This is a genomic window from Pedobacter sp. WC2423, assembly GCF_040822065.1.
Classification (GTDB): domain Bacteria; phylum Bacteroidota; class Bacteroidia; order Sphingobacteriales; family Sphingobacteriaceae; genus Pedobacter.
The window spans coordinates 148,553-170,113 of record NZ_CP162005.1; the positions used below are offsets into that span (position 1 = coordinate 148,553).

General features: G+C 37.8%; 17 protein-coding genes. 10 read left to right on the forward strand and 7 right to left on the reverse strand.

Annotated elements, in window-relative coordinates:
• Nucleotides 1-49: 49 nt before the first annotated feature.
• The 3 genes from AB3G38_RS00655 to AB3G38_RS00665 form a co-directional block, all read right to left on the reverse strand.
• Nucleotides 50-2,776 (reverse strand): outer membrane beta-barrel protein, encoded by a 2,727-nt coding sequence (locus AB3G38_RS00655; protein ID WP_367866565.1) that lies wholly within the window; start codon nucleotides 2,774-2,776, stop codon nucleotides 50-52.
• A 369-nt stretch (nucleotides 2,777-3,145) separates the two neighbouring features.
• On the reverse strand, nucleotides 3,146-3,529 hold the full coding sequence (locus AB3G38_RS00660; protein WP_041884573.1) for an SRPBCC domain-containing protein: 384 nt from the start codon (nucleotides 3,527-3,529) through the stop codon (nucleotides 3,146-3,148).
• A 54-nt stretch (nucleotides 3,530-3,583) separates the two neighbouring features.
• On the reverse strand, nucleotides 3,584-4,774 hold the full coding sequence (locus AB3G38_RS00665; RefSeq protein WP_367866566.1) for an acyl-CoA dehydrogenase family protein: 1,191 nt from the start codon (nucleotides 4,772-4,774) through the stop codon (nucleotides 3,584-3,586).
• Between the two features lie 169 nt (nucleotides 4,775-4,943).
• On the opposite strand from AB3G38_RS00665, the gene AB3G38_RS00670 reads away from it, so the two are divergent.
• Together AB3G38_RS00670 and AB3G38_RS00675 are read left to right on the forward strand one after the other, a co-directional pair.
• Nucleotides 4,944-5,312 carry a dihydroneopterin aldolase gene (locus AB3G38_RS00670; RefSeq protein WP_367866567.1) on the forward strand — a complete coding sequence of 123 codons (369 nt, stop codon included), beginning with the start codon at nucleotides 4,944-4,946 and terminating at the stop codon, nucleotides 5,310-5,312.
• Nucleotides 5,313-5,333: 21 nt separating this feature from the next.
• Complete coding sequence (locus AB3G38_RS00675) at nucleotides 5,334-6,743, forward strand: FAD-binding oxidoreductase (RefSeq protein ID WP_367866568.1); 1,410 nt, start codon at nucleotides 5,334-5,336, stop codon at nucleotides 6,741-6,743.
• A gap of 85 nt (nucleotides 6,744-6,828) precedes the next feature.
• On the opposite strand, the gene AB3G38_RS00680 is transcribed toward AB3G38_RS00675, so the two are convergent.
• A complete protein-coding gene (locus tag AB3G38_RS00680) occupies nucleotides 6,829-7,311 on the reverse strand; it encodes an acyl-CoA thioesterase (protein WP_367866569.1) in 483 nt (160 codons plus the stop codon).
• Between the two features lie 73 nt (nucleotides 7,312-7,384).
• Here AB3G38_RS00680 and AB3G38_RS00685 point away from each other — a divergent pair, with 73 nt between their 5' ends.
• Nucleotides 7,385-7,819 (forward strand): Hsp20/alpha crystallin family protein, encoded by a 435-nt coding sequence (locus tag AB3G38_RS00685; protein ID WP_367866570.1) that lies wholly within the window; start codon nucleotides 7,385-7,387, stop codon nucleotides 7,817-7,819.
• A gap of 283 nt (nucleotides 7,820-8,102) precedes the next feature.
• Here the strand turns inward: AB3G38_RS00685 and AB3G38_RS00690 are convergent, their stop codons facing one another.
• Nucleotides 8,103-9,494 (reverse strand): arginine decarboxylase, encoded by a 1,392-nt coding sequence (locus tag AB3G38_RS00690; protein WP_041885712.1) that lies wholly within the window; start codon nucleotides 9,492-9,494, stop codon nucleotides 8,103-8,105.
• Between the two features lie 102 nt (nucleotides 9,495-9,596).
• Between AB3G38_RS00690 and rocF the strand changes: the two genes are divergently transcribed.
• The 3 genes from rocF to AB3G38_RS00705 are packed head-to-tail and all read left to right on the forward strand — an operon-like array spanning nucleotide 9,597 to nucleotide 13,712.
• Nucleotides 9,597-10,547, forward strand: coding sequence for an arginase (gene rocF, locus AB3G38_RS00695; protein ID WP_367866571.1), 951 nt, complete (start codon nucleotides 9,597-9,599; stop codon nucleotides 10,545-10,547).
• A 4-nt stretch (nucleotides 10,548-10,551) separates the two neighbouring features.
• Nucleotides 10,552-12,333, forward strand: coding sequence for an arginine--tRNA ligase (argS, locus tag AB3G38_RS00700; protein ID WP_367866572.1), 1,782 nt, complete (start codon nucleotides 10,552-10,554; stop codon nucleotides 12,331-12,333).
• A 35-nt stretch (nucleotides 12,334-12,368) separates the two neighbouring features.
• Nucleotides 12,369-13,712, forward strand: a complete 1,344-nt coding sequence (locus AB3G38_RS00705) for a deoxyguanosinetriphosphate triphosphohydrolase (RefSeq protein ID WP_367866573.1) — start codon at nucleotides 12,369-12,371, stop codon at nucleotides 13,710-13,712.
• A gap of 74 nt (nucleotides 13,713-13,786) precedes the next feature.
• On the opposite strand, the gene AB3G38_RS00710 is transcribed toward AB3G38_RS00705, so the two are convergent.
• Nucleotides 13,787-14,908, reverse strand: a complete 1,122-nt coding sequence (locus AB3G38_RS00710; protein ID WP_367866574.1) for an AI-2E family transporter — start codon at nucleotides 14,906-14,908, stop codon at nucleotides 13,787-13,789.
• 95 nt (nucleotides 14,909-15,003) lie between these two features.
• Between AB3G38_RS00710 and mnmE the strand changes: the two genes are divergently transcribed.
• Nucleotides 15,004-16,374 (forward strand): tRNA uridine-5-carboxymethylaminomethyl(34) synthesis GTPase MnmE, encoded by a 1,371-nt coding sequence (gene mnmE / locus AB3G38_RS00715; protein ID WP_367866575.1) that lies wholly within the window; start codon nucleotides 15,004-15,006, stop codon nucleotides 16,372-16,374.
• A 488-nt stretch (nucleotides 16,375-16,862) separates the two neighbouring features.
• On the opposite strand, the gene AB3G38_RS00720 is transcribed toward mnmE, so the two are convergent.
• A complete protein-coding gene (locus AB3G38_RS00720) occupies nucleotides 16,863-17,105 on the reverse strand; it encodes a helix-turn-helix transcriptional regulator (protein WP_367866576.1) in 243 nt (80 codons plus the stop codon).
• A gap of 941 nt (nucleotides 17,106-18,046) precedes the next feature.
• Between AB3G38_RS00720 and AB3G38_RS00725 the strand changes: the two genes are divergently transcribed.
• The 3 genes from AB3G38_RS00725 to AB3G38_RS00735 are packed head-to-tail and all read left to right on the forward strand — an operon-like array spanning nucleotide 18,047 to nucleotide 21,545.
• Nucleotides 18,047-18,265 carry a helix-turn-helix transcriptional regulator gene (locus AB3G38_RS00725; protein WP_367866577.1) on the forward strand — a complete coding sequence of 73 codons (219 nt, stop codon included), beginning with the start codon at nucleotides 18,047-18,049 and terminating at the stop codon, nucleotides 18,263-18,265.
• A complete protein-coding gene (locus AB3G38_RS00730; RefSeq protein ID WP_367866578.1) occupies nucleotides 18,265-19,749 on the forward strand; it encodes an N-6 DNA methylase in 1,485 nt (494 codons plus the stop codon). Before AB3G38_RS00725 ends, AB3G38_RS00730 begins: the two co-directional genes overlap by 1 nt.
• Nucleotides 19,749-21,545: a DUF262 domain-containing protein gene (locus AB3G38_RS00735; protein ID WP_367866579.1), complete on the forward strand. Its 1,797-nt coding sequence runs from the start codon at nucleotides 19,749-19,751 to the stop codon at nucleotides 21,543-21,545. The genes AB3G38_RS00730 and AB3G38_RS00735 overlap by 1 nt, the downstream gene beginning before the upstream one ends.
• Nucleotides 21,546-21,561: the final 16 nt, after the last annotated feature.

The following is a 21,561-nucleotide window of genomic DNA, read 5'->3' on the forward strand; positions in this document are numbered from 1 at the left end:
TTTTCGGCTTTGTATAGTTTTTAATAAGAAACCCTTAAATTACGTATTTCTAAAGTCTTTTAAGTGCCTCTTCGTTACCTGCTTTTTTCTCTGGTGAATTCAGCTTGTTTTTACCGAACTTATAGGTAAAGCCTACGCTTATTCTTCTGCTGTCATTATTAACAATCTGCTGAGCACGATATTGACCAAAGTCAGTATCCTGATGAAAGTCATTTCTTTTGAAAACGATCTCATTGCCGCTCAGCCTCACCTGACCTCTCCCCGAAAAGATGTCTAACAAGAAAGATGCATCTATGTTTTTATAACCGCTGTATTTAGTTAATCCCTGACTATAACGCGTCCAGTAATAAGCATCTACTTGTAATTTTAATTTTTTGGATAACTGGAATATATGAGCAGATTTAAAGTCTGAATGGAATGCACCAAGTTCATATGGATTGCCTAATACCTGGCCACGGGCTTTAGTATAGCCTATAACTGTACCGCTGTTTTGAGTTTCCCACCAGCTGTTGAAACGCAGGGGATACAGCAAAAAAAGTGATAAGTCTGAGGATTTGTTTAGATTCTGGCGGGAGAAAAAAGTGACTTTCGTCGCATAGTCCTGACTGGAGGGAAGCAGGGCAATCACATCGTTTGCAGCCGTATAACTTAATGATAAATTCAGTTTGTGAATATTACTGGTTAGGGTATAGATGTTATCATATTCTGGTTTAAGCGCAGGATTACCTTGCTCAATCGTGTATTTATTGATGAAGACTGTATAAGGAACCAGATCATAATAAGCTGCTCTGGAAATAGTTCTTTTAAACGAGAAAGCGAGATTATTGTGTTCGTTGAAATTATGCTGATATAAAAAAGAAGGAAAAGCGTTGAAATAACTCTGATCGAAAACCCCTTTAAATGCGACTTTGGTATTTTCAGTCCGGACACCCATTTGTAGTTTATCATTTTTCCAGTCCTTACTTAGAATCAGATAAGCGCCAGTTATGGCCTCAGTTAGTTTACTCTGGTTGGAATAAGCCGGATCCGATACAAACTGATTATCCTTCGCGATTTCATAAGCAACACTACTTTTTGAATCTGTCCTTTGATACTTGATACCACTCTCTAATGTCCACTGCTGTTTAAACGCATGCCTGTAATCAAGCTGTGCATTGTAAATGTTAATTTCAGAAATGTTAACCGTCTGGTAAACAGGAGGTTTTTTGATAGTCTCACCCAGGGAGTTTAACAATACCGAAGGAAAGGATTGAAACATGTTACGTCTGAAAGGAGTCAATGTAGCCAGCACAGTCAATTCATTTTTTCCTGAGTCAGACAGTAAATGATAATTCAGGTTATAAGTGTAAAATGATGCCTTCTGATCAAAAGTAGCATTGGTATATAAGGTAGAATCAATTGCTGCACCTTGTTTTCCAAATTGATTAACTGTTCCCCACGGGCCACCGAACTTCATTGGGTTACCATTGATCAGTATTCCGATAGTTTGATCTTTAGTTAATTCGAAATCAGCCCCTAACTGGAAATTAAAGGCTTTATTGTTGGAAAGTCTTCTCCAGTTATCTGTCAGTAAATCTGGATTATCCGGATCACCCAACACCCGGTTTGAATGAATAGAAAATAGATAATCACTTCTATTTATTCCGGCATTTCCATAAAGCGTCAGCGCCTTGTGTTTGTAGGCTATTGTAGTATTCAATTCAGACCGGCCATAGCTACCCATAGAACCATCAGCTCTAATGCTGGCCGTTATTCCATCAGTCGTACTTTTTTTAGTGGTAATATTAATTACAGCACCATAACTAGCATCATATTTTGAAGAAGGCTGCGTAATCAATTCCACTTTTGAAATATTCCCGGAAGGCAGCGTCTCCAGAATGTTTTGTAAAATAGCATCCGGCACCGGCTTGTTATCAATTAATATCATTGTTTTCTTTCCCTGAAGCGTTACGCTGTTGTCAGCAGAAACCTTAACGAAAGGAGCAGATTTTAATAACTGTAATGAATTTCCAATAGCCATCGGGCTGTTCTCTACATTCAGGATAAAACGATCGCTCTTAGTCTCTACAGAAGGCCGGCTGGCCATAATCTTAACCTCATGCAATGTCTCAGCTAAAGCCTTTAACTTAAAAGGTGCTATAACAAGCTCTTCCTTACTATTCAAACTCAATAAAGATGTTGTAAAATACTGATAACCAATAGCTGTTACTTTAATCTTGTAATCTCCCGGCCTAATCCCCGGAAATACAAATCTCCCTGTTGAATCACTTAGCGCATTGAGCACAAATGACGAATCAGCAGCTCTCCTTAAAGTCAGGGTTACATAGGCTAATGGCTTTTGTTGTTCATCTATCACCCGGCCGGCTATCTGACCAGTAACCAGGCTATCTGTAGTTAACTGATTTGAAATCGTAACGTGATTACTATTCTTTAAACCTGCAGATTTTTGAGGCTTGTCCAGCGGATAAACAGCATAGTTTTTGTCATCGATCTTATACCAGCCTAACCTCAAAGGCGTTAATAATCCGCTTAAAACTTCCCCGATTTTCTTTCCTTTAAATTCGATCGTATTCCAAACCACTTTCTTCTGGCTGATCGTTTCCTGCTCATATAAGAAATTCACCTTATATAAAACACTTAAACTCTTCAGAGCTTCCATCAGCGGTATTGTAGTCCCGGGAGCAGGGGACTGCGTTAATAATTCTTTAGCAAAACCATAACTCAAAGCGTAATGGCAGCATAATAACAGGCTCAGGCAAAAATAAATTCTTTTCATAATGTTGTTTTCGAGCCTATTAGCTGCAAACTATTTCTTTTACCCCATTACAAAAATATATTTTAATCGGTAGTTGTTAATCCGCTGTAATTCAGTTAAATAAAATCAATTTTTATTTTCATACATTCTATCATTGGAACGATTTATCAATAATATCATCTAATCAGTTACCCGGTTAATTTATCAATATTTCCATCTGACAAGTTAACCAATAACCCGGCTAACCACCAACAACACCTTATGAAATGCAGATCTGCAAATTGTACAATAAAATAAGACGCTGCATGTTCCAGACCTTGTTCATTCTTCATGAACGTCGACTGGAACATGCAGCGCCTTATTTTATTGCCTTTACAGTGCTAAATGAAACTACTCTTCTTCGAAGAAATCCTGCAACCCCCCAATGTAGTATTCATTCAGGCCAGTTGTAAAATCTTCGTAATCCTCATCAGGAATATTCGTCTGTACAAACTCCAGAGAAGTTCCTTTTTTATCCGCATGCAACTTAATCGTCACAATTGAAGGCTCATTCTCTTCACCAAAGTACCACTGCTGTACAATTTTTTTACCATAGTCGAACTCCAGGTTCTTTCCAATGATATCCCCTTCCCATAAAGAGAATTCTGTATCCGGCTGATCTGTAAACTCAACTTCAGCACCAGTCCATAACTGTATACTTTGTGCTTTGGTCATTGCCAGATAAACCTCTTCAGGCGGAGCAGGAAGATAATAGTATTTTTTAAAAGTCTTCATTCGTAATCTATTGTTTATTATATAACGGCCATGAAACAATCATGACCTCTTTTTCTATTTAAAAGCATTGATGCCCGTTACATCCATTCCTGTAATCAGCAAATGAATATCGTGTGTACCTTCATAAGTAACAACCGATTCCAGGTTCATCATATGGCGCATAATTGAATACTCACCAGTAATTCCCATTCCACCAAGCATTTGTCTGGCATTTCTGGCAATATCCAACGCAATCTCCACACTGTTTCTTTTCGCCATTGAAATCTGCTCAGCTGTCGCTTTGTTCTGACTTTTCAACACACCCAGTCTCCAAACCAATAACTGACCTTTAGTGATCTCCGTAATCATTTCAGCAAGCTTTTTTTGCTGTAACTGAAATCCGCCAATAGGTTTCCCGAACTGGATACGCTCTTTGGAATAACGCAAAGCAGTATCATAACAATCCATTGCTGCGCCCAGAGCTCCCCATGCAATACCATATCTCGCCTGATTTAAACAACCCAGCGGGCCTTTAAGACCAGAGATTTCCGGAAATATATTTTCCTTCGGAACTTTCACATTGTCAAATACCAGTTCACCAGTAGACGAAGCACGAAGGCTCCATTTATTGTGTGTTTCAGGAGTTGAAAAGCCTTCCATTCCACGTTCAACAACCATTCCTCTGATTTTTCCAGCTTCATCCTTCGCCCAGACTACAGCGATATCAGCAAATGGAGCATTAGAAATCCACATTTTAGCACCATTTAATAAGTAATGGTCTCCTTTATCTTTGATCGTAGTAACCATGCCACCCGGATTTGATCCATGATCCGGCTCAGTCAAACCAAAACAACCCATCATTTCGCCCGTAGCTAATTGAGGTAAGTATTTAAGGCGCTGCTGTTCAGAACCATATGCATAAATAGGATACATCACTAAAGATCCCTGTACCGAAGCTGTAGAACGAATCCCTGAATCTCCACGCTCTAATTCCTGCATGATGATACCATAAGCGGTATAATCCAGTCCTGCACCACCATATTCAACTGGAATAGTCGGGCCAAAAGCACCAATTTCGCCCAGGCCCTTAATCAAGTGTTTAGGGAATTCCGCTTTTTGTGCATAATCTTCTATAACCGGACTGATTTCTTTCTTTACCCAGTCACGCACTGTTGATCTGATCAGTTTATGTTCTTCAGACAATAATTCGTCTAACAGATAATAATCGGGTGCTTCATAAAGGTCTTTCTTTCCTGATTTGTTCATGGTTTACAAATATTTGGTTGAGCTGGCTTTGTGCTGCGTGTCATTATATAAATCTTTTCGTATTATTATATAACTATTATCCGAGCCTTGTTTTCAAAGGTAATAATTTCGTGTAATGGCTGGCTAAAACCAATCAAAAATTTAATTTTGTTGCACAAATCAGATCATTATGTATTTACAAACTGTTGCTTTAAATGATGTCAAATGTTTTGCGCTTCATGGATACTATCCGGAAGAGCAACTTACAGGAACTGAGTTTCTGGTAAGCGTTGAAGTTACTTTTATCCCTTCGGGCGATACAGAAGACTTGCAGCGAACTGTTAATTATGAAGTGCTGAATACGATTATCCTGGAAGAGATGAGGAATACCAGGAAAATGCTTGAATCAGTGGTTAAACTTATTTTGGACAGAACGATTTCATCTTTTCCTTTTATCCTGACTGCTGTTGCCGGTATAAAAAAGATGCATCCGCCTATGCCAGGAGAAATTGATCATTCTTTTGTTCAATTATCTTACACTTCGGAGAAGAAACACTAAAATAGAATTATTAAAATATATATGTCTGCAATTCCAGGTTATACAAAGATAGATTCGGGGTTTTTAGCCCAGCTAGTCACCATTTTGGGTGCAAAAAATGTGTTTACTGATGATGTTTCTCTTTTGGATTACAGCCACGATGAGACGGAAGATCTTCATTACGCACCAGAAGTAGTCGTAAAACCGGTTGATACTGCTGCCGTTTCTGCTTTATTAAAGCTCTGTAATGAAAACCATGTTCCGGTTACTCCAAGAGGCGGGGGGACTGGTTTAAGCGGAGGTGCTTTGCCAGTTTATGGCGGTGTATTGTTATCTATGGAGCGCTTCAAGGCTATTATCTCCATTGATACTGAAAATCTGCAGGCAACGGTTGAACCGGGAGTAATTACCGAAGAGTTTATGAATGCAGTGGCAGAGCGGGGGTTATTATATCCGGTTGATCCGTCCAGCAAGGGGTCTTGTTTTATTGGTGGAAATGTAGCGCATGGTTCTGGCGGGCCGAGGGTCGTGAAGTACGGGACAATAAGAGAATATATATTAAATCTGGAGATCGTTTTGCCAACCGGAGAAGTCATCTGGACAGGTGCAAATACGCTTAAATATGCTTCTGGTTATAATCTGACACAGTTGATGATCGGTTCTGAAGGGACTTTAGGGGTGGTGACTAAAATTGTAACTAAACTAATTCCCAAAGTACAGAACAGTGTGTTGATGCTAGGTTCTTTTGCTGAGAATGAACAGGCTTGTGCTGCGGTTTCGGCGATTTTCAGGGCTGGTATTACTCCATCTGCTTTAGAGTTTATGGAACGCAGAGGGGTAGAGTGGGTTGTACAGTATGATGATATTAAATTTGATATTAAGGATGGAGTAAATGCTTATCTGATGATAGAATTTGATGGGGATGACCTGGATGCCATCTTTAAAGATTGTGAAAAGGTCAATTTGGTGCTGGAAGAATTTGGTTGTACGGAAGTTCTTTTTGCGGATACTGCCGGACAAAAGGAAGAGTTATGGCGTATGCGCAGAACTATGGCTGAATCGGTGAAGTCTAACTCTGTTTATAAAGAAGAAGATACAGTTGTGCCAAGAGCAGCGCTTCCAAAATTAATTAATGGAATCAAAGAGATTGGTTCCAGATATGGTTTTGAAAGTGTGTGCTATGGTCATGCTGGTGATGGTAATTTACATATCAATATTATCAAAGCGGGTATGAGTGATGAGGATTGGAAAAATAAGCTGAAGGATGGTATTGTGGAGTTGTTCCAGTTAACGACCGGCTTAGGAGGGACAATTTCTGGTGAGCATGGTATCGGACTTGTTCAGAAAGAGTTTATGTCTATTAAATATAGTGAGATCAATCTCAATTTAATGAGAGGAATTAAACAAGTTTTTGATCCGAATGGGATATTGAATCCTGGAAAGATATTTTAGTTGGAGTTATCGCGTTAAACAAGGACGGAGTTTTAAATATTGATTTATACGCTGTCCTTGTTTAACGATTCTGTAATTGTTGGTTTTATAATTGTTCGAAGGCAACCATTTTTGCTTTTTCGCTTTCAGGAATAGGGATTGCTTTTTTAGTGGAATGTGAATAAGATACGCAAACGGTTTTTCCTTTGGTGCAAATTTCTTCTTTACCTAGAACGTGTTTAACGATCGTATAATCAAGATCGAAGCTGGTGTTTCCAATTCTGGAAGTCCGCACGTATATACTTACTTTATCTTCTATTAATATTGGGCTGATATAGTCCATGGAGGCTTGTGCAATGACTACCCCTGTTTCTTTCCAGTTCCAGGATATAGCGCTGTTCCAGTATTTTGTACGCGCAATTTCAAGATAGGTAAAGTAGACTGCGTTATTCACGTGGCCTAACATGTCGAAATCTGCAAAACGGGTTTCAATTTGAGTTTTATACTTAAAACTGTCTAAAGTTCCTACGGTAACTGACTTTTTGTCTGTCTGTTTTGTTTTTTTGCGCCAAAATGTCTTGAATATCATAAATTATTAGGTTGGTATGAGAGTTGAACAGGTCGTTGTATAATTTAAAAATAAAAAATTAAAGATTATAGCTATGACATTAGTAAATTTTAACAATCGTACAAGAAGCCACGCGCCTTATTTTAACAATGTTTTTGATTCTTTGTTCAGTGAAGCGCTAAATAAAAATTATACAATTAATAAAGTTCCGGGAGTAAATATTTTAGAGTCGGAAACTGAATATACGATCGAACTGGCAGCACCTGGTTTAGAGAAAAGCGATTTTCAGATCAACTTGAAAAAAGATACGCTTTCTGTCTGGGCAGAGAAAAAAGTTGCTGATGGTGAAGTGAAAAAAAATTACAGCAGAAAAGAATTTGATTATTTGTCTTTTGCAAGGTCGTTCACGCTTCCTGAAAGTGTAGATGCGGAAAAGATTTCTGCTGAATATGTAAATGGGATACTGACTATTGCAATTGGCAAAAGGGTTGAGGTGAAGGAAGAGAATAAAGAGATTAAAGTTTTGTAATTTTTGGTTGGTTTATGAGGGGGTATCGAAAGATATCCCCTTTTTTAATGAGAAAATAAACGGTGGGTGACAGTTTCCGGTCGACGTTCATGAAGAATGAACAATGCCCGGAAACTGTCACCCACCGTTTATTTTTCCTCAAGGCAATCCTGACCTTGGAGATGTAAAAAACTGGTATACTTTCTCAAAGTTGTTGGTTGGATTGCTAATTTGTTTACTTGTTGGATTGCTAAAAATCCCGCTCTTGCGAACGGGATTTGGTATTTCTTATCGTAATCCGGGGCTAGGTGTAACCCAGGATTTTTAATACTTGCTTACTGTTTTGCTCTTCTCCAAATACCTCAAAGTTGAAAGTCTCGTCACGGTTGCGACGGATAATCACGTGTTTAGGACTCGGCAACAGACAGTGATGAATTCCACCATATCCGCTGAGTACTTCCTGGTAAGCTCCGGTATTGAAGAAGCCAAGGTATTGTACTTTACGTGTTTTAGGCATAAATACCGAGTTCATGTGTGCTTCCTGGTTGTAATAATCCTGACCATCGCAGGTAATACCACCAAGATTCACTCTTTCGTACTCAGCATCCCAGTTATTGATTGGTAAGAGGATGTATTTTTGGTTTAAAGCCCATACATCAGGAAGGTTTGTAATGAAAGATCCGTCCAGCATTAACCATTTTTCACGGTCGTTTTGTTGTTTACGTCCTAATACTTTGTACAGGATACCGGAAGCTTCCGCTACTGTGTATTTACCGAATTCAGTAATAATATCTGGTTCTACAACATCGTGTTCTGCACAAATTTCTTTGATACGTTTAACGATTTCATTCACCATATATTCATAATCGAAGTCAAATACTAAAGAGTCTTTGAATGGCATACCACCACCGATGTCTAAAGTATCCAGCTCAGGATTAATTTTTTTGAATTTACAGTATAAGGTTACGTATTTCTCCAGTTCGTTCCAGTAGTACGGAGAATCCGTGATTCCTGAATTGATAAAGAAATGCAGTAGTTTAACCCTGAAGTTAGGATTAGCAGAGATTTTGTTGTTATAGAACTCGATTACATCTTCCATACGTACGCCTAAACGTGAAGTATAGAATTGTGAGTCCGGCTGCTCTTCTGCCGCAATACGGATACCTAAATTACAAGGTGTTTCCAGCTCTACTTCGTCATCAAAAAGGTTAAATTCCTCTTTGTTGTCTAATACAGGGATGATATTTTTGTACCCATCATGCAACATATCAATGATATATTGTTTGTACTGATAAGTTTTAAAACCGTTACAGATAACGGTAATGTCTTTGGTCAGGGCGCCTTTTTTCTCAAGGGCCTCAATCATCGGCATATCGAACGCGGACGATGTCTCTAAGTGGATGCCATTTTTTAAAGCTTCTTCAACGATGTGCCTGAAGTGGGAGCTTTTTGTGCAATAGCAATACTTATAATCTCCACGGTAATTGTTCTTGATGATCGCGGTCTGAAACAACAGTTTTGCCTGTTGGATTTTTTTAGTGATCATCGGAAGATAAGTGAAACGTAATGGCGTACCATAAGTCTCAATCATTTCCATTAAATTCAGATCCTGAAAGTATAGTTCGTCATCGATGACACTGTATCCTTCTTGAGGAAAACCTACACTTAGATCAAGAAATTCGGAGTAACTCTGCATTTTTTATATTTTTGAACAATTATTTAAAGGGTTGACAAATTAAAATGAGTTAATTTTGGTGCCAAAGATAAACACTTTAAAATACACTGGTAATTTTATTTTATGACGAAGAGCTTAAAGATTATAGAAGTTAAGTCGGAGTTGGGCGCAGGTACACGCGGTGCCAGCCTGGGCGTTGACGCGATTAAGATTGCCGCCCTGGATTTTGGGAGTAGATTTTTTAAAAAACATAAGTCGGTTGAGGTTCCTAATGAGAACCATTTATTGCTTGAAAACACGGGTAGTCCATTCGCCAAGCGGATTTCTGGCATTTTGACCATGGTAGAAAGAGTTGCAGACGAAGTGACTGAAACGTTAGGCCGGAATGAATTCCCTATTGTGCTGGCGGGTGACCACAGTACTGCTGCGGGAACAATCACAGGAATAAAAAAAGCTTTTCCTAAATCAAAATTAGGGGTAATCTGGATCGATGCACACGCAGATATGCACTCTCCTTACACTACTCCGTCCGGAAATATGCACGGAATGCCGCTTGCCATGGTGCTGGATGAGGACAATCTTGATGCAAAGGTTAATGAACTTGATCAGGAAACTCTTAATTACTGGTATCAGTTAAAAAACGTCGGTAAAATTGCACCGAAGATTAGTTATAGCGATCTTGTGCTGATTTCTGCGCGGGATATGGAGAAACCGGAAGAGAATTTACTGAAGAAAAATAAGGTAAAGCTGTACAGCACTGCTGAAGTCCGGAAAAGAGGGGTAGAGAGAATCGTTATTGAAACGATGCAATACCTGGATCAGTGCGATTTGATTTATGTATCTTTTGATGTGGATTCTATGGATCCTACAGCTTCAAGAGGTACTGGAACTCCCGTAGCTCAGGGGCTTACTGAGCGTGAGGCTGGTGCAATGATGTCCAGATTCCTTGCTTATCAAAAGGTATGTTGTTTTGAGATTGTAGAAGTTAACCCGACCCTTGACAGGGAGAATCAAATGGCTGAGCACGCATTTGAAATTTTAATTAAGGCAACGAATGCCTTTAGAAACGAATAGAATTATGAATATCCAACAACATATTATTACTGCGACCATCAATGCGGTCAAAGAACTATACAACCAGGATTTACCTGAAGCACAAGTTAATCTTCAGGATACGCGCAGCGAATTTGAAGGAGAAATTACGATGGTTGTGTTTCCTGTAGTCCGATTTTCTAAAAAATCACCTGAAGCAACTGCGAATGACCTTGGAGAATATCTTAAGGAACATATTGAAGAAATAACTGCGTTTAATGTCGTTAAGGGGTTCTTAAACCTGAGCATCGTCAGCACTTACTGGGTCGATCTTTTTCAGACTGACTTGCTGAAAGAGAGCTTTGGCACTATTCCATCGAATGGTAAAAAAGTAATGGTCGAATATTCTTCGCCAAATACCAATAAACCGCTTCACCTTGGACACGTTCGGAACAACTTATTAGGTTATTCTGTTTCTGAGCTTTTAAAAGCGAGTGGATCAGAAGTTTATAAGGTTAATTTGGTGAATGACAGGGGAATCCATATCTGTAAGTCTATGCTGGCCTGGCAGAAATGGGGCAACGGCGAAACGCCTGAAAGCTCTGGTTTAAAGGGCGATCACCTGGTTGGTAAGTATTATGTGATTTTCGATAAAGAATATAAAAAGGAAATCGAAGCACTGAAGGAAGCTGGTCAGACTGAGGATGAAGGCAAAAAGAATGCACCTTTAATCAAAGAAGCTCAGGCAATGTTATTGGCCTGGGAAGCTGGTGATGAAGAGGTGATCTCGTTGTGGAAGAAAATGAACGGATGGGTTTATGATGGCTTCGCTGTAAGTTACAAAAACCTGGGTGTTGATTTCGATAGGTATTATTACGAAAGTAATACCTATTTATTAGGAAAAGATACGGTTGAAGAAGGTTTAGCTAAAGGAGTTTTCTTTAAGAAACCTGATGGCTCTGTCTGGATTGATCTGACGGAAGACGGACTGGATCAGAAACTGGTACTTCGTGCGGATGGAACTTCAGTTTATATTACTCAGGATCTGGGTACTGCACAAATGAAATATGATGATTTCAAAATGGATGAGTCTATTTATGTAGTGGGTAATGAGCAGGATTATCACTTTAAAGTACTGTTCCTGATTTTAGATAAGTTAGGCAAAAGCTGGGCTAAAGGATTATATCATTTATCTTATGGAATGGTAGATCTGCCAAGTGGTAAAATGAAATCACGGGAAGGTACTGTAGTGGATGCGGATGATTTGATAGCGGAAATGATCGCTACCGCTAAGCAGAAAACTGAAGCACTGGGTAAAGTGGATCATTTCTGTGAGGAAGAGAAAGAGAGCCTTTACTATAAAATTGGAATGGGTGCTTTGAAATATTTTCTGCTGAAGGTTGAGCCTAAGAAACGTTTGCTATTCGATCCTGCTGAGTCTATCGATTTCCAGGGAAATACAGGCCCGTTTATCCAATATACACACGCAAGGATTAAATCGCTGTTAAGTAAAGCTGAATATAAGAATGGACAGCATGTGGCTAATGATATTGCTTTATCAGCTACTGAGCTTGAAATGATCATATTATTATCAAGATATCCTGCTGAAATCGCTTCTTCCGCTAAAGCGTTTAGTCCGGCTACTTTAGCGAACTATATTTATGAGGTGGCCAAGATGTTTAACAAGTTTTATCATGAAATCCCGCCAATTGTGAAGGAAGAAGATGAAGCGCTTAAACAACATCGGTTAAATCTGAGCTGGGTAACTGCAAATGTTCTTAAATCTGGTATGCGTATTTTAGGAATTGAAGTTCCTGAAAGGATGTAATCAGCTATTATTTTAGGTAATCATTTGATCAATTTATGAATTGGAAAAAATTATTGTCTGCCAAACGGTGGGGAAATGAAGATCGCTTTGCTGGGAATGAAAAAGAGGCAAGATCTGAGTTTCAACGTGATTATGACAGGATTATCTTTTCTTCTCCTTTCAGAAGGCTGCAAAATAAAACACAGGTATTTCCTTTGCCAGGAAGTGTATTTGTACATAACAGGCTGACTCATAGTTTAGAAGTTGCGAGTGTAGGGCGGTCATTGGGTACTATCTTTTACAACAGGATTAAAGAAATAGATCCGAATGTAGATGAGACTATTCCACTGCTTGCCGAAATTGGTAATATTATCGCTTCGGCTTGTCTGGCACATGATCTTGGAAACCCGGCTTTTGGACATTCCGGAGAATCTGCTATCTCTCATTATTTTACGACGGGGGATGGAAAGGTTTATCAGGATAGGGTAACTGAAGCTGAATGGCAGGACCTGATCAATTTTGAAGGGAATGCGAATGCTTTAAGGATATTGACCCATGCTTTTGCCGGAAAAGGAACCGGAGGTTTTGCGTTGACTTATGCTACACTGGCTTCTATTGCGAAATATCCTTGTGCTTCTATCGCAGGTCATGATAAAACGAATATCAATACGAAGAAGTATGGTTTCTTTCAGGCGGAACAAAGCGGGTTTAAAAAGATAGCAGATGAAATGGGGCTGATCAAAGTTTCGGATGAGCCGCTGATTTATAAGCGTCACCCTTTGGTTTACCTGGTAGAAGCTGCGGATGATATTTGTTATAATATCATTGATCTGGAAGATGCGCATCGTTTGAAAATCCTGAGTTATCAGGAGGTAGAGAATTTATTATTGCCGTTATGTAATGATGTTAAACTGCCTGAACGTTTGTCGGAGATGGAGGATGATGATGCCAAGATCACACTGATGCGGGCGAAATCGATCAGTACGTTAATCGGGCAATGTTCTCAGGTGTTTTATAACAATCAGGAAGCGATTTTGAGTGGTGATTTCAACAAGAGTTTGCTGGATGCTATCCAGGAACCTTTTTTGTCAATTATGAAGTATATCGAGCGGATCTCTATTAAAAAGATTTACAACTATTCTTCTGTTGTACAGATAGAGGTTGCGGGTTATAAAGTAATGGGTGGGTTGCTGGAGGAGTTTATTCCTGCTTATTTGAAAAATGAATCGAAATATCATCAGAAATTAGTGGAATTGATTCCCAACCAGTTCAAGACCAAAGCCACTGACGACTATACAAAGATACTTTGCGTGCTGGATTTCGTATCTGGTATGACGGATATCTATGCCGTTGAAATGTTTAGAAAAATAAAAGGAATTTCTTTTCCTTCAATGAGTTAAAAAAGAAAACCCCGGGGCATTCACTCCCGGGGTCTCTGGTTTTTAAAATTCAGCAACAAATTTTAATATCGTTATTAATCTTTTTGTGTTCCGGATGTTAGTTTCACATTTCCTTTGCGTCTGAAGATAGGAAAAGTCATTGGACTTTTTGCAGGTCTTTCATCTCCAAATAGTACACCCCATTGTTTAAAGGACTCAGTTCTATCAAAAATAACTTTAAGTACTGCAATAAGCGGCATGGCCAGGAACATCCCGGAAACTCCTGCGATACTGCCTCCAACAACTACACCTAAAATCGCTATTAAAGCATTGATTTTTACTTTTGAACCGACAATCCTTGGCATCAGTATATTGTTGTCTAAAAATTGAACGGCTGCAATGACCGCTAAAACTGTAATTACTGGTGTAAGGGAAGTTGAAGCGGTTATGGTTAAAAGTACACCGATAATGTTCCCGATTAATGCACCTACGTAAGGGATCAGGTTCAAAATGGCGAAGATGATTCCAATTAAGAGCGCATGTTGAATACCAAAAAGCATCAGCAGACCTCCTAAAAGAATAGTCATATAAGTGATTTGTATCAGTAAGCCTACCAGGTAATTTTTGATAATAGATTCAGTTTCATAGATAGCCTCTTTAACTTTCGGGTGATCCGGAGTTTTAAACCACATAAAAACGAAGCGTAACAGGATGTCTTTGTAGAAAAGCATCAGGTAGATGTAGATTGGAAGAAGACCGACAAATACAAATACTGAACTCAGTGTTAAAGCAGCACCACTTGCCATTCCACCTGCCATATTTAACAGATCGTTGCTTTTTTTATTGATGAAATTCAGTTGTTCGGTAGGTGAATAATGGCTGATATTACTTATCCACTCGCTTAATGATTTTAGATGCTGGGCTACGTTTTTCTTGATTTCAGGAAAGTCTGAAACCAGATTACCTACCTGGGAGGTGAAAAACCAGGCAATGATACCTATGAAAATTACAACCAGTAAAATAGGAAAGATGATTGCGATGATTTCCGGAACTTTATATTTCCTTAGCCAGCGGTAAACAGGTAACAGCATGATACTGATAAAGAATGCCATAATAACAGGCATGATAATATCACTGGCAACGACGAATAACGCACCAATCAGTACCAAACCGAGTAACTCAATTGACCGCTTGACGGTGAGAGGTAATTCTTTCATATTGTAATGTAAATGTTAATTTTCAAGGGTTAAACATGAAAAGATAGCAAATGTTTGGGTATTTTTGCGCAATCTTAAACTAAGTTCTGTCCGTTATGATTACAAATGAAACAATAGTAGCTTTATCAACCCCACCTGGAGCGGGTGCCATTGGCGTAATCCGTTTATCTGGGAAAGATGCTATTGCGATCGCAAATTCCGTATTTAGCGGAAAGGATCTGTTGAGCCAACCTACACATACACTGCATTTTGGATTGATTAAAGATGGTGACATCGTGATTGATGAAGTAGTGGTAAGTTTGTTCGTAGGCCCTAAGTCTTATACGAAAGAGAACGTGATAGAGATCTCTTGCCACGGGTCAAATTATATCATTCAGCAGATTATTAATTTATTGATAAAAAAGGGTGCTTCGGCAGCGAAACCAGGAGAATTCACTTTAAGAGCGTTTTTGAATGGTGCCATGGATTTATCTCAGGCAGAAGCTGTGGCGGACTTGATTTCTTCAGATTCACAGGCTGCGCATAGTGTTGCAATGAATCAGTTAAGGGGCGGTTTTAGTACGGAATTGAATGTATTGCGTGAACAGCTGATCCATTTTGCTTCCATGATTGAATTGGAGCTTGATTTTTCTGAGGAGGATGTGGAGTTTGCAAACAGAGATCAGTTGCAGGAATTAATTAATAAGATTACGATCGTATTGAATAAGCTGATCCGTTCTTTTGAATTGGGGAATGTGATCAAGGAAGGTATCAATACGGTAATTGCTGGCAGGCCGAATGCGGGTAAATCTACTTTGTTGAATGCACTGTTGAACGAGGACAGGGCAATTGTTAGTGAGATTGCAGGAACGACAAGGGATACGATAGAGGAAGTTTTAAATATCAATGGTATTAACTTCCGATTAATTGATACGGCGGGTATACGCGAAGCTACAGACACGATAGAAGCGATAGGAGTAGAGAAGACGATGCTGAAGATTAGCCAGTCTGCTGTTTTAGTTTATTTGTTCGATGTGCTGAACTTGACTGCGAACGAGATCAGGGACGATATTGCAAGTCTATATAAACCTGGGTTGGCTTTTATTGCAGTAGCGAATAAGATTGATTTGTCGTTTAGTGACAGGTTAAAGGAGTTGAATTTACCTGCTGAGATTAAGTTTATTGGGATATCCGCGAAGGAAAATCAAAATGTGGAGGAATTGAAGGAGTTGTTGTATGAGACTGTGATAGGGGATAAGTTGTCGGAGAATCATACGATGGTTACGAATATCAGGCATGTGGAAGCGTTAAGGAAGACGCAAGAGTCGTTGAATAGCGTTTCGCAAGGGTTGATTAACCCGGTTACTTCGGATTTTTTGGCGACTGATATAAAACAGGCGCTGTATTATCTGGGAGAGATTACTGGAAAGGTTACTACGGATGATTTGCTGGATAATATTTTTAGTAAGTTTTGTATCGGAAAGTAACAAACGATAAATAATAATAAAAATCGCTTAATAAAACCTATTAAAAAACCTTATAATCAATCATTATGAGGTTTTTTTATTTCTTGAGGTTTTTATATTTTTTTTACCTTTCGTTAATATTTTTACCTTTATTAGGATGTTTTTAAAAAGGTACAAATGAGTAAAGTATTTTTAGTGTATCGGAGAAATGATGAAACACTTTGAAACATCAGGAAACAGGTGGAAACATCCTGAAACAATTTTGTATGAGTTCAAATATCAGATTGAATAGATTTTGCGAGGAGTGTAATGCATTATTTGTCGCTAAGACTACAGTGACACGATTTTGTAGCAGGTCTTGTAATGGTAAAAATCTTAAGAACAAGATAAAACGATTAAAGATTGAAAACAGTAATCAGGAAACCAAGAAATTTAAAGAAGGAGCAGGAAATGTACAAAATTTTCAGACAAATATATAGAGTGATGAAGAAAGATGCGAAGCCATAGGATTATAAGGGGGCTTCTGGAAAGAAATCACCAAATGAGCACTTGAGAATCTTGGCCAATTGGTTGAGATGACTAATATTATATTTCGCCCGATATTTGGAACTTTCAATATGGCCAATAAATCCAACAGAAAGATCCAGCGCCAACGCCAATTCAGCTTGAGAAATACCTGCACTCACACGTAGCTCACGTACCTTATTAATTACGTAAATATCAATTTCTGATTTACTGGGTGCTTTATTCATTACCCTGCAATAAAAGAAAAGCATATTTTCCAAACACCGATACATGTATAAGTAAAATTGATTATATTTACTTATCAAACGTTTGCATATGACTGTATTTGGAAAATTTCTGGTAGCTGTTTTCGTAAGTTTCTTTTTGATGATTGGTGCACTTGGCTCAGGTCATCCTACATTTTTGATAATTTTGGCGCTTCTGGTCTGGGTTTTATTTGTTCGTTCTATATCTTCAAACGCATCTACCAAGCAAAGAGAACAGCAAAAATTGTTTAATGAGTTTATGAAATTCAAGAATAGACGGTACTAAGGATAATTCAGATGATTGAACAGAAATACTTAAAACATGATGGAAATATAGCTTATATTCAATTAGCGATCTGCCGCAAGATGAGCAGGCTCGTTTTAGGAAGTGGTTAAATATTAACGGTCAAACCCAGCCACTTATAGACGGTGAATTAGATGGCAATTGTGCTTACCCCTGGGATTATGATCACTGGCTTGAGTTTTATAAAGGATTATAAATAATTTATTTTTTCTTTTTGCCGTCTAATCACCTCGCAATCGTTAAAATATAGCTTTGCTATATTTCCTTCTCAATCTACTATAAAAATATAGCAAAGCTATATTTTGAGGTTACATCGCCTTTTAATCGTGCAGGTTTTTTAATATACGTATTCTCTAAAAATATAGCAAAGCTATATTTTTCGTTCAATTTGCTATAATAATATAGCGGTCGAAATACTATTAGGGTTTTCCGGAGAGTGGCTTTAAATAGCAGTGTGCGTAGATTACCTATACATGTATAGGTCGAAATACTATAATGGTTTATTTAATTCCGTTCAATTTATAGTCATTGTCACTCAAATCAATACGGTAACTAATCTAATAATACTCCTTATTTTTTTTGTAGAGTTCGGTTTAATCTGTAGGTTTATCAACATTTAATGCAGATAAATATGAGTCCGAAAGCAATTAACCGGCTTAAAGCAGTTTTGGCTGAGCAAGGCAAAACAAATAAATGGCTAGCAGTTGAATTGAACAAAAATGAGACTACTATCTCTCGCTGGTGTACAAATGAAGTTCAGCCTAGTCTAGACACCCTTTGGCAAATTTCTGAGCTTTTAAATGTCGATATAAAACAACTCTTGATGTCAAATAAATAATGAGTACTACAAACAAAATATCACAATCACAACTCGAGCAATATTTATCAAGGGCTGCTTGGATTTTAAAAGGTCCCGTAGATGCATCTGATTTTAAGGTTTACATATTTCCATTATTATTTTTTAAACGTCTTTCTGATGTTTATGATGAAGAATACCAGCAGGCACTTGCAGAATCGGGTGGCGATTTGGAATATGCATCATTACCAGAATTTCATCGTTTTGAAATACCTGAAGGATCCCACTGGAGTAATGTAAGGGAAACCACCACTAATGTTGGGCAATCAATAGAGCAAGCTTTTCGAGGGATTGAACAAGCCAACCAAGAGTTACTTTATGGTATTTTTGGTGACGCCCAATGGAGCAATAAGAATAAACTGTCAGATAGATTATTGATTGATTTAATTGAGCATTTTTCTCAATACACTTTATCCAATTCTTTAGTAGATCCAGACATCTTGGGCCAGGCTTATGAATATTTGATCAAGCATTTTGCAGATTTAACAAACAAAAAAGCAGGTGAGTTTTATACCCCTCGTTCTGTAGTTCATTTGTTAGGACTGATACTTGATCCACATGAAGGAGAAAGTGTTTATGATCCCGCCTGCGGTACGGGTGGGATGCTTTTAGAGTGTGTTAATCACTTACAGGAAAGTAATGAAGACTATAGAACATTAACTTTATACGGACAAGAAAAAAACCTGACCTCTAGCTCTATTGCTAGGATGAATATGTTTTTGCATGGCATTGAAGATTTTAATATTGTGCGTGGCGATACACTTCGTAATCCTGCATTTTTTGTAGCAGATGGTTTAAAAACATTTGATTGTGTAATCGCGAACCCACCTTTTTCACTAGACGACTGGGGGAGTGAAAATTGGGTCAATGATCCTTATGGAAGAAACATAGCGGGCGTACCACCGAAAGGTAATGGTGATATGGCGTGGGTGCAGCATATGATTAAATCCATGAATAGTACTGGTCGTATGACTGTAGTTTTACCACATGGTGCACTATTTAGAAAAGGAGCTGAAGGCAAAATTCGAGAGGAATTATTGAAACAGGATTTATTGGAGGCTGTAATTGGCCTAGGCTCAAATATATTTTACGGAACACAGCTAGCTGCTTGTGTTATGGTTTTTAAACAAAATAAATCTCCAAATAAAAAAGGAAAGGTGTTATTCATAGACGGTTCCGACCAAGTTCGAGTAGGTAGGGCTCAAAATTTCTTAGAACCAAAACACGTCAATCAATTATTTGAGTGGTACAACAGTTTTATTGAAGTAGATAATTATACTATAATAGCTTCTTTAAAAGATATTATAGAGAATGACTATAATCTCAACATTCCACTTTATGTAGAAAAAATTATTGAAGACAATTTACCCTCTGTTGAAGTTGCTTTGGCAGATTTAAAAACCGCTTGGAACGAGAGTTTAGAAGCAGAAGAAAAATTTAAAAAAATATTAAACCAATTTATATAATGGCGTACGAGGCTCCAATTACCATTAAAAAAGCAATAGATAACATACGCAAAAAGCATTATGTTTTACCCTCTATTCAGAGAGAGTTTGTTTGGGACACAGAACAAATTGAAAGACTTTTTGATTCGCTGATGAGAGATTATCCAATCAGTACTTTTCTTTTTTGGAAAGTGGAGAAGCAAAAAATCAAAGACTTTCAGTTCTATGAATTTCTAAAAAACTATCATGAAAGGAAATCAACTCATAATACAAAGGCAGATATTAGTCATGAAGAGGATGTGATTGCGGTATTAGATGGCCAACAAAGAATGACCTCAATGTTTATAGGTTTAACTGGCTCTTACTCAAAGAAATTACCTTATTATTCTTGGAATAATGATTTGGCGTTTCCTATTAAAAAACTATACCTAAATCTTCTACAAAAAGCAGAAGATATTGAGTTAGAATATGATTTCCAATTTTTAACTGTAGAGGATGCTATTAAAAATGATGAAGACCATTTTTGGTTTGAAGCTGGTAAGATACTTGAATTTACAGACATAGCTAAGGTAATGGGCTATATGATGAGCGTAGGTCTGACCGATAGTTCTAAATACTCACCAGAGAAAGGTAATTATGCCTTAAATACGCTTAATCAGTTTTTTAACGTAATTCACCAAAAAGGTTCAATTAGTTATTTCTTGGAAGAAGGTGAAGAACTGGATAAAGTCCTTCAAATATTTATTCGTATCAATAGCGGGGGAACTAAGTTAAGTTATTCAGATCTCTTATTATCTATTGCAACAGCACAATGGAATGAAAAAGATGCTAGAGAAGTCATTCATGAATTTGTTGATGATATAAATAAGATTGGAGATGGCTTTGTATTTAATAAAGATTTTGTTTTAAAAGCTTGTTTAGTACTTGCAGATTTTAACGACATCAAATTTAAAGTAGATAATTTTACCAAACAGAATATGGAGGTTATCGAAAAGAACTGGGAGCAAGTAGCGGCGGCAGTCCGGGCCTCAGTAGAACTAGTAGCCAAATATGGTTACAACAGAGATAGTTTAACAGCTTCTAACGCCATTATACCAATTGCCTATTTTGTCTATAAGAATGAACTTTCTACAAAAATTCTTCACTCTGGGGCTCAAGAGTCAGATAGAAAAGCAATCATGGAATGGCTAGCAAGGGTTCTACTACGTGGAACCTTTGGAGGAACACCGGACGCGATATATCCCGTAATGCGAAATTTGGTAAATCAAAATCTAGGTAGATTTCCATTGTCAGAAATTATTGAATACTATCGTGGGAAAAGGAAATCTATATCCTTTTCATTGGACGACATAAATAATCTACTTGAGACACAATATGCAACGAAAAGAAGCCATAGCGTTTTAGCATTGTTATATTCTTCACTTAATTATTCATTCAAGTATCATCAGGACCACATACATCCTAAATCTCTTTTTAACAGTCGAAAATTAGTAAGTTTAGGAATCAATGATGAAAAATTAAGGGCTGAGTTTATATCCCGATTTAATAAATTAGCGAATCTTCAATTACTTCAGGCAACAACAAACATTGAAAAGAAAGATAAACATTTTGATCAATGGATGAATGACATTTATCCAAATGAGCTTGATAGGTCCAATTATTTGTCTTTAAATCATATTGGAGCAGATTCTTCCCTTAAATTAGAGGATTTTGTAACGTTCTATGAAACGAGAAGAAGTGACTTAAAGAAAAGGCTAATTGACATATTAAATGTTCAAGCAGGAAAAGAACTTCTACAGGCAAACGTTCCAGAATAAATAAAAGAGGTAAATA

Excerpts from the sequence above, each read along its gene's own strand:
- AB3G38_RS00655 (WP_367866565.1), bottom strand. The coding sequence starts at position 2,776 with ATGAAAAGAATTTATTTTTGCCTGAGCCTGTTATTATGCTGCCATTAC.
- AB3G38_RS00660 (WP_041884573.1), bottom strand. The coding sequence starts at position 3,529 with ATGAAGACTTTTAAAAAATACTATTATCTTCCTGCTCCGCCTGAAGAG.
- AB3G38_RS00665 (WP_367866566.1), bottom strand. The coding sequence starts at position 4,774 with ATGAACAAATCAGGAAAGAAAGACCTTTATGAAGCACCCGATTATTAT.
- AB3G38_RS00670 (WP_367866567.1), top strand. The coding sequence starts at position 4,944 with ATGTATTTACAAACTGTTGCTTTAAATGATGTCAAATGTTTTGCGCTT.
- AB3G38_RS00675 (WP_367866568.1), top strand. The coding sequence starts at position 5,334 with ATGTCTGCAATTCCAGGTTATACAAAGATAGATTCGGGGTTTTTAGCC.
- AB3G38_RS00680 (WP_367866569.1), bottom strand. The coding sequence starts at position 7,311 with ATGATATTCAAGACATTTTGGCGCAAAAAAACAAAACAGACAGACAAA.
- AB3G38_RS00685 (WP_367866570.1), top strand. The coding sequence starts at position 7,385 with ATGACATTAGTAAATTTTAACAATCGTACAAGAAGCCACGCGCCTTAT.
- AB3G38_RS00690 (WP_041885712.1), bottom strand. The coding sequence starts at position 9,494 with ATGCAGAGTTACTCCGAATTTCTTGATCTAAGTGTAGGTTTTCCTCAA.
- rocF (WP_367866571.1), top strand. The coding sequence starts at position 9,597 with ATGACGAAGAGCTTAAAGATTATAGAAGTTAAGTCGGAGTTGGGCGCA.
- argS (WP_367866572.1), top strand. The coding sequence starts at position 10,552 with ATGAATATCCAACAACATATTATTACTGCGACCATCAATGCGGTCAAA.
- AB3G38_RS00705 (WP_367866573.1), top strand. The coding sequence starts at position 12,369 with ATGAATTGGAAAAAATTATTGTCTGCCAAACGGTGGGGAAATGAAGAT.
- AB3G38_RS00710 (WP_367866574.1), bottom strand. The coding sequence starts at position 14,908 with ATGAAAGAATTACCTCTCACCGTCAAGCGGTCAATTGAGTTACTCGGT.
- mnmE (WP_367866575.1), top strand. The coding sequence starts at position 15,004 with ATGATTACAAATGAAACAATAGTAGCTTTATCAACCCCACCTGGAGCG.
- AB3G38_RS00720 (WP_367866576.1), bottom strand. The coding sequence starts at position 17,105 with ATGAATAAAGCACCCAGTAAATCAGAAATTGATATTTACGTAATTAAT.
- AB3G38_RS00725 (WP_367866577.1), top strand. The coding sequence starts at position 18,047 with ATGCAGATAAATATGAGTCCGAAAGCAATTAACCGGCTTAAAGCAGTT.
- AB3G38_RS00730 (WP_367866578.1), top strand. The coding sequence starts at position 18,265 with ATGAGTACTACAAACAAAATATCACAATCACAACTCGAGCAATATTTA.
- AB3G38_RS00735 (WP_367866579.1), top strand. The coding sequence starts at position 19,749 with ATGGCGTACGAGGCTCCAATTACCATTAAAAAAGCAATAGATAACATA.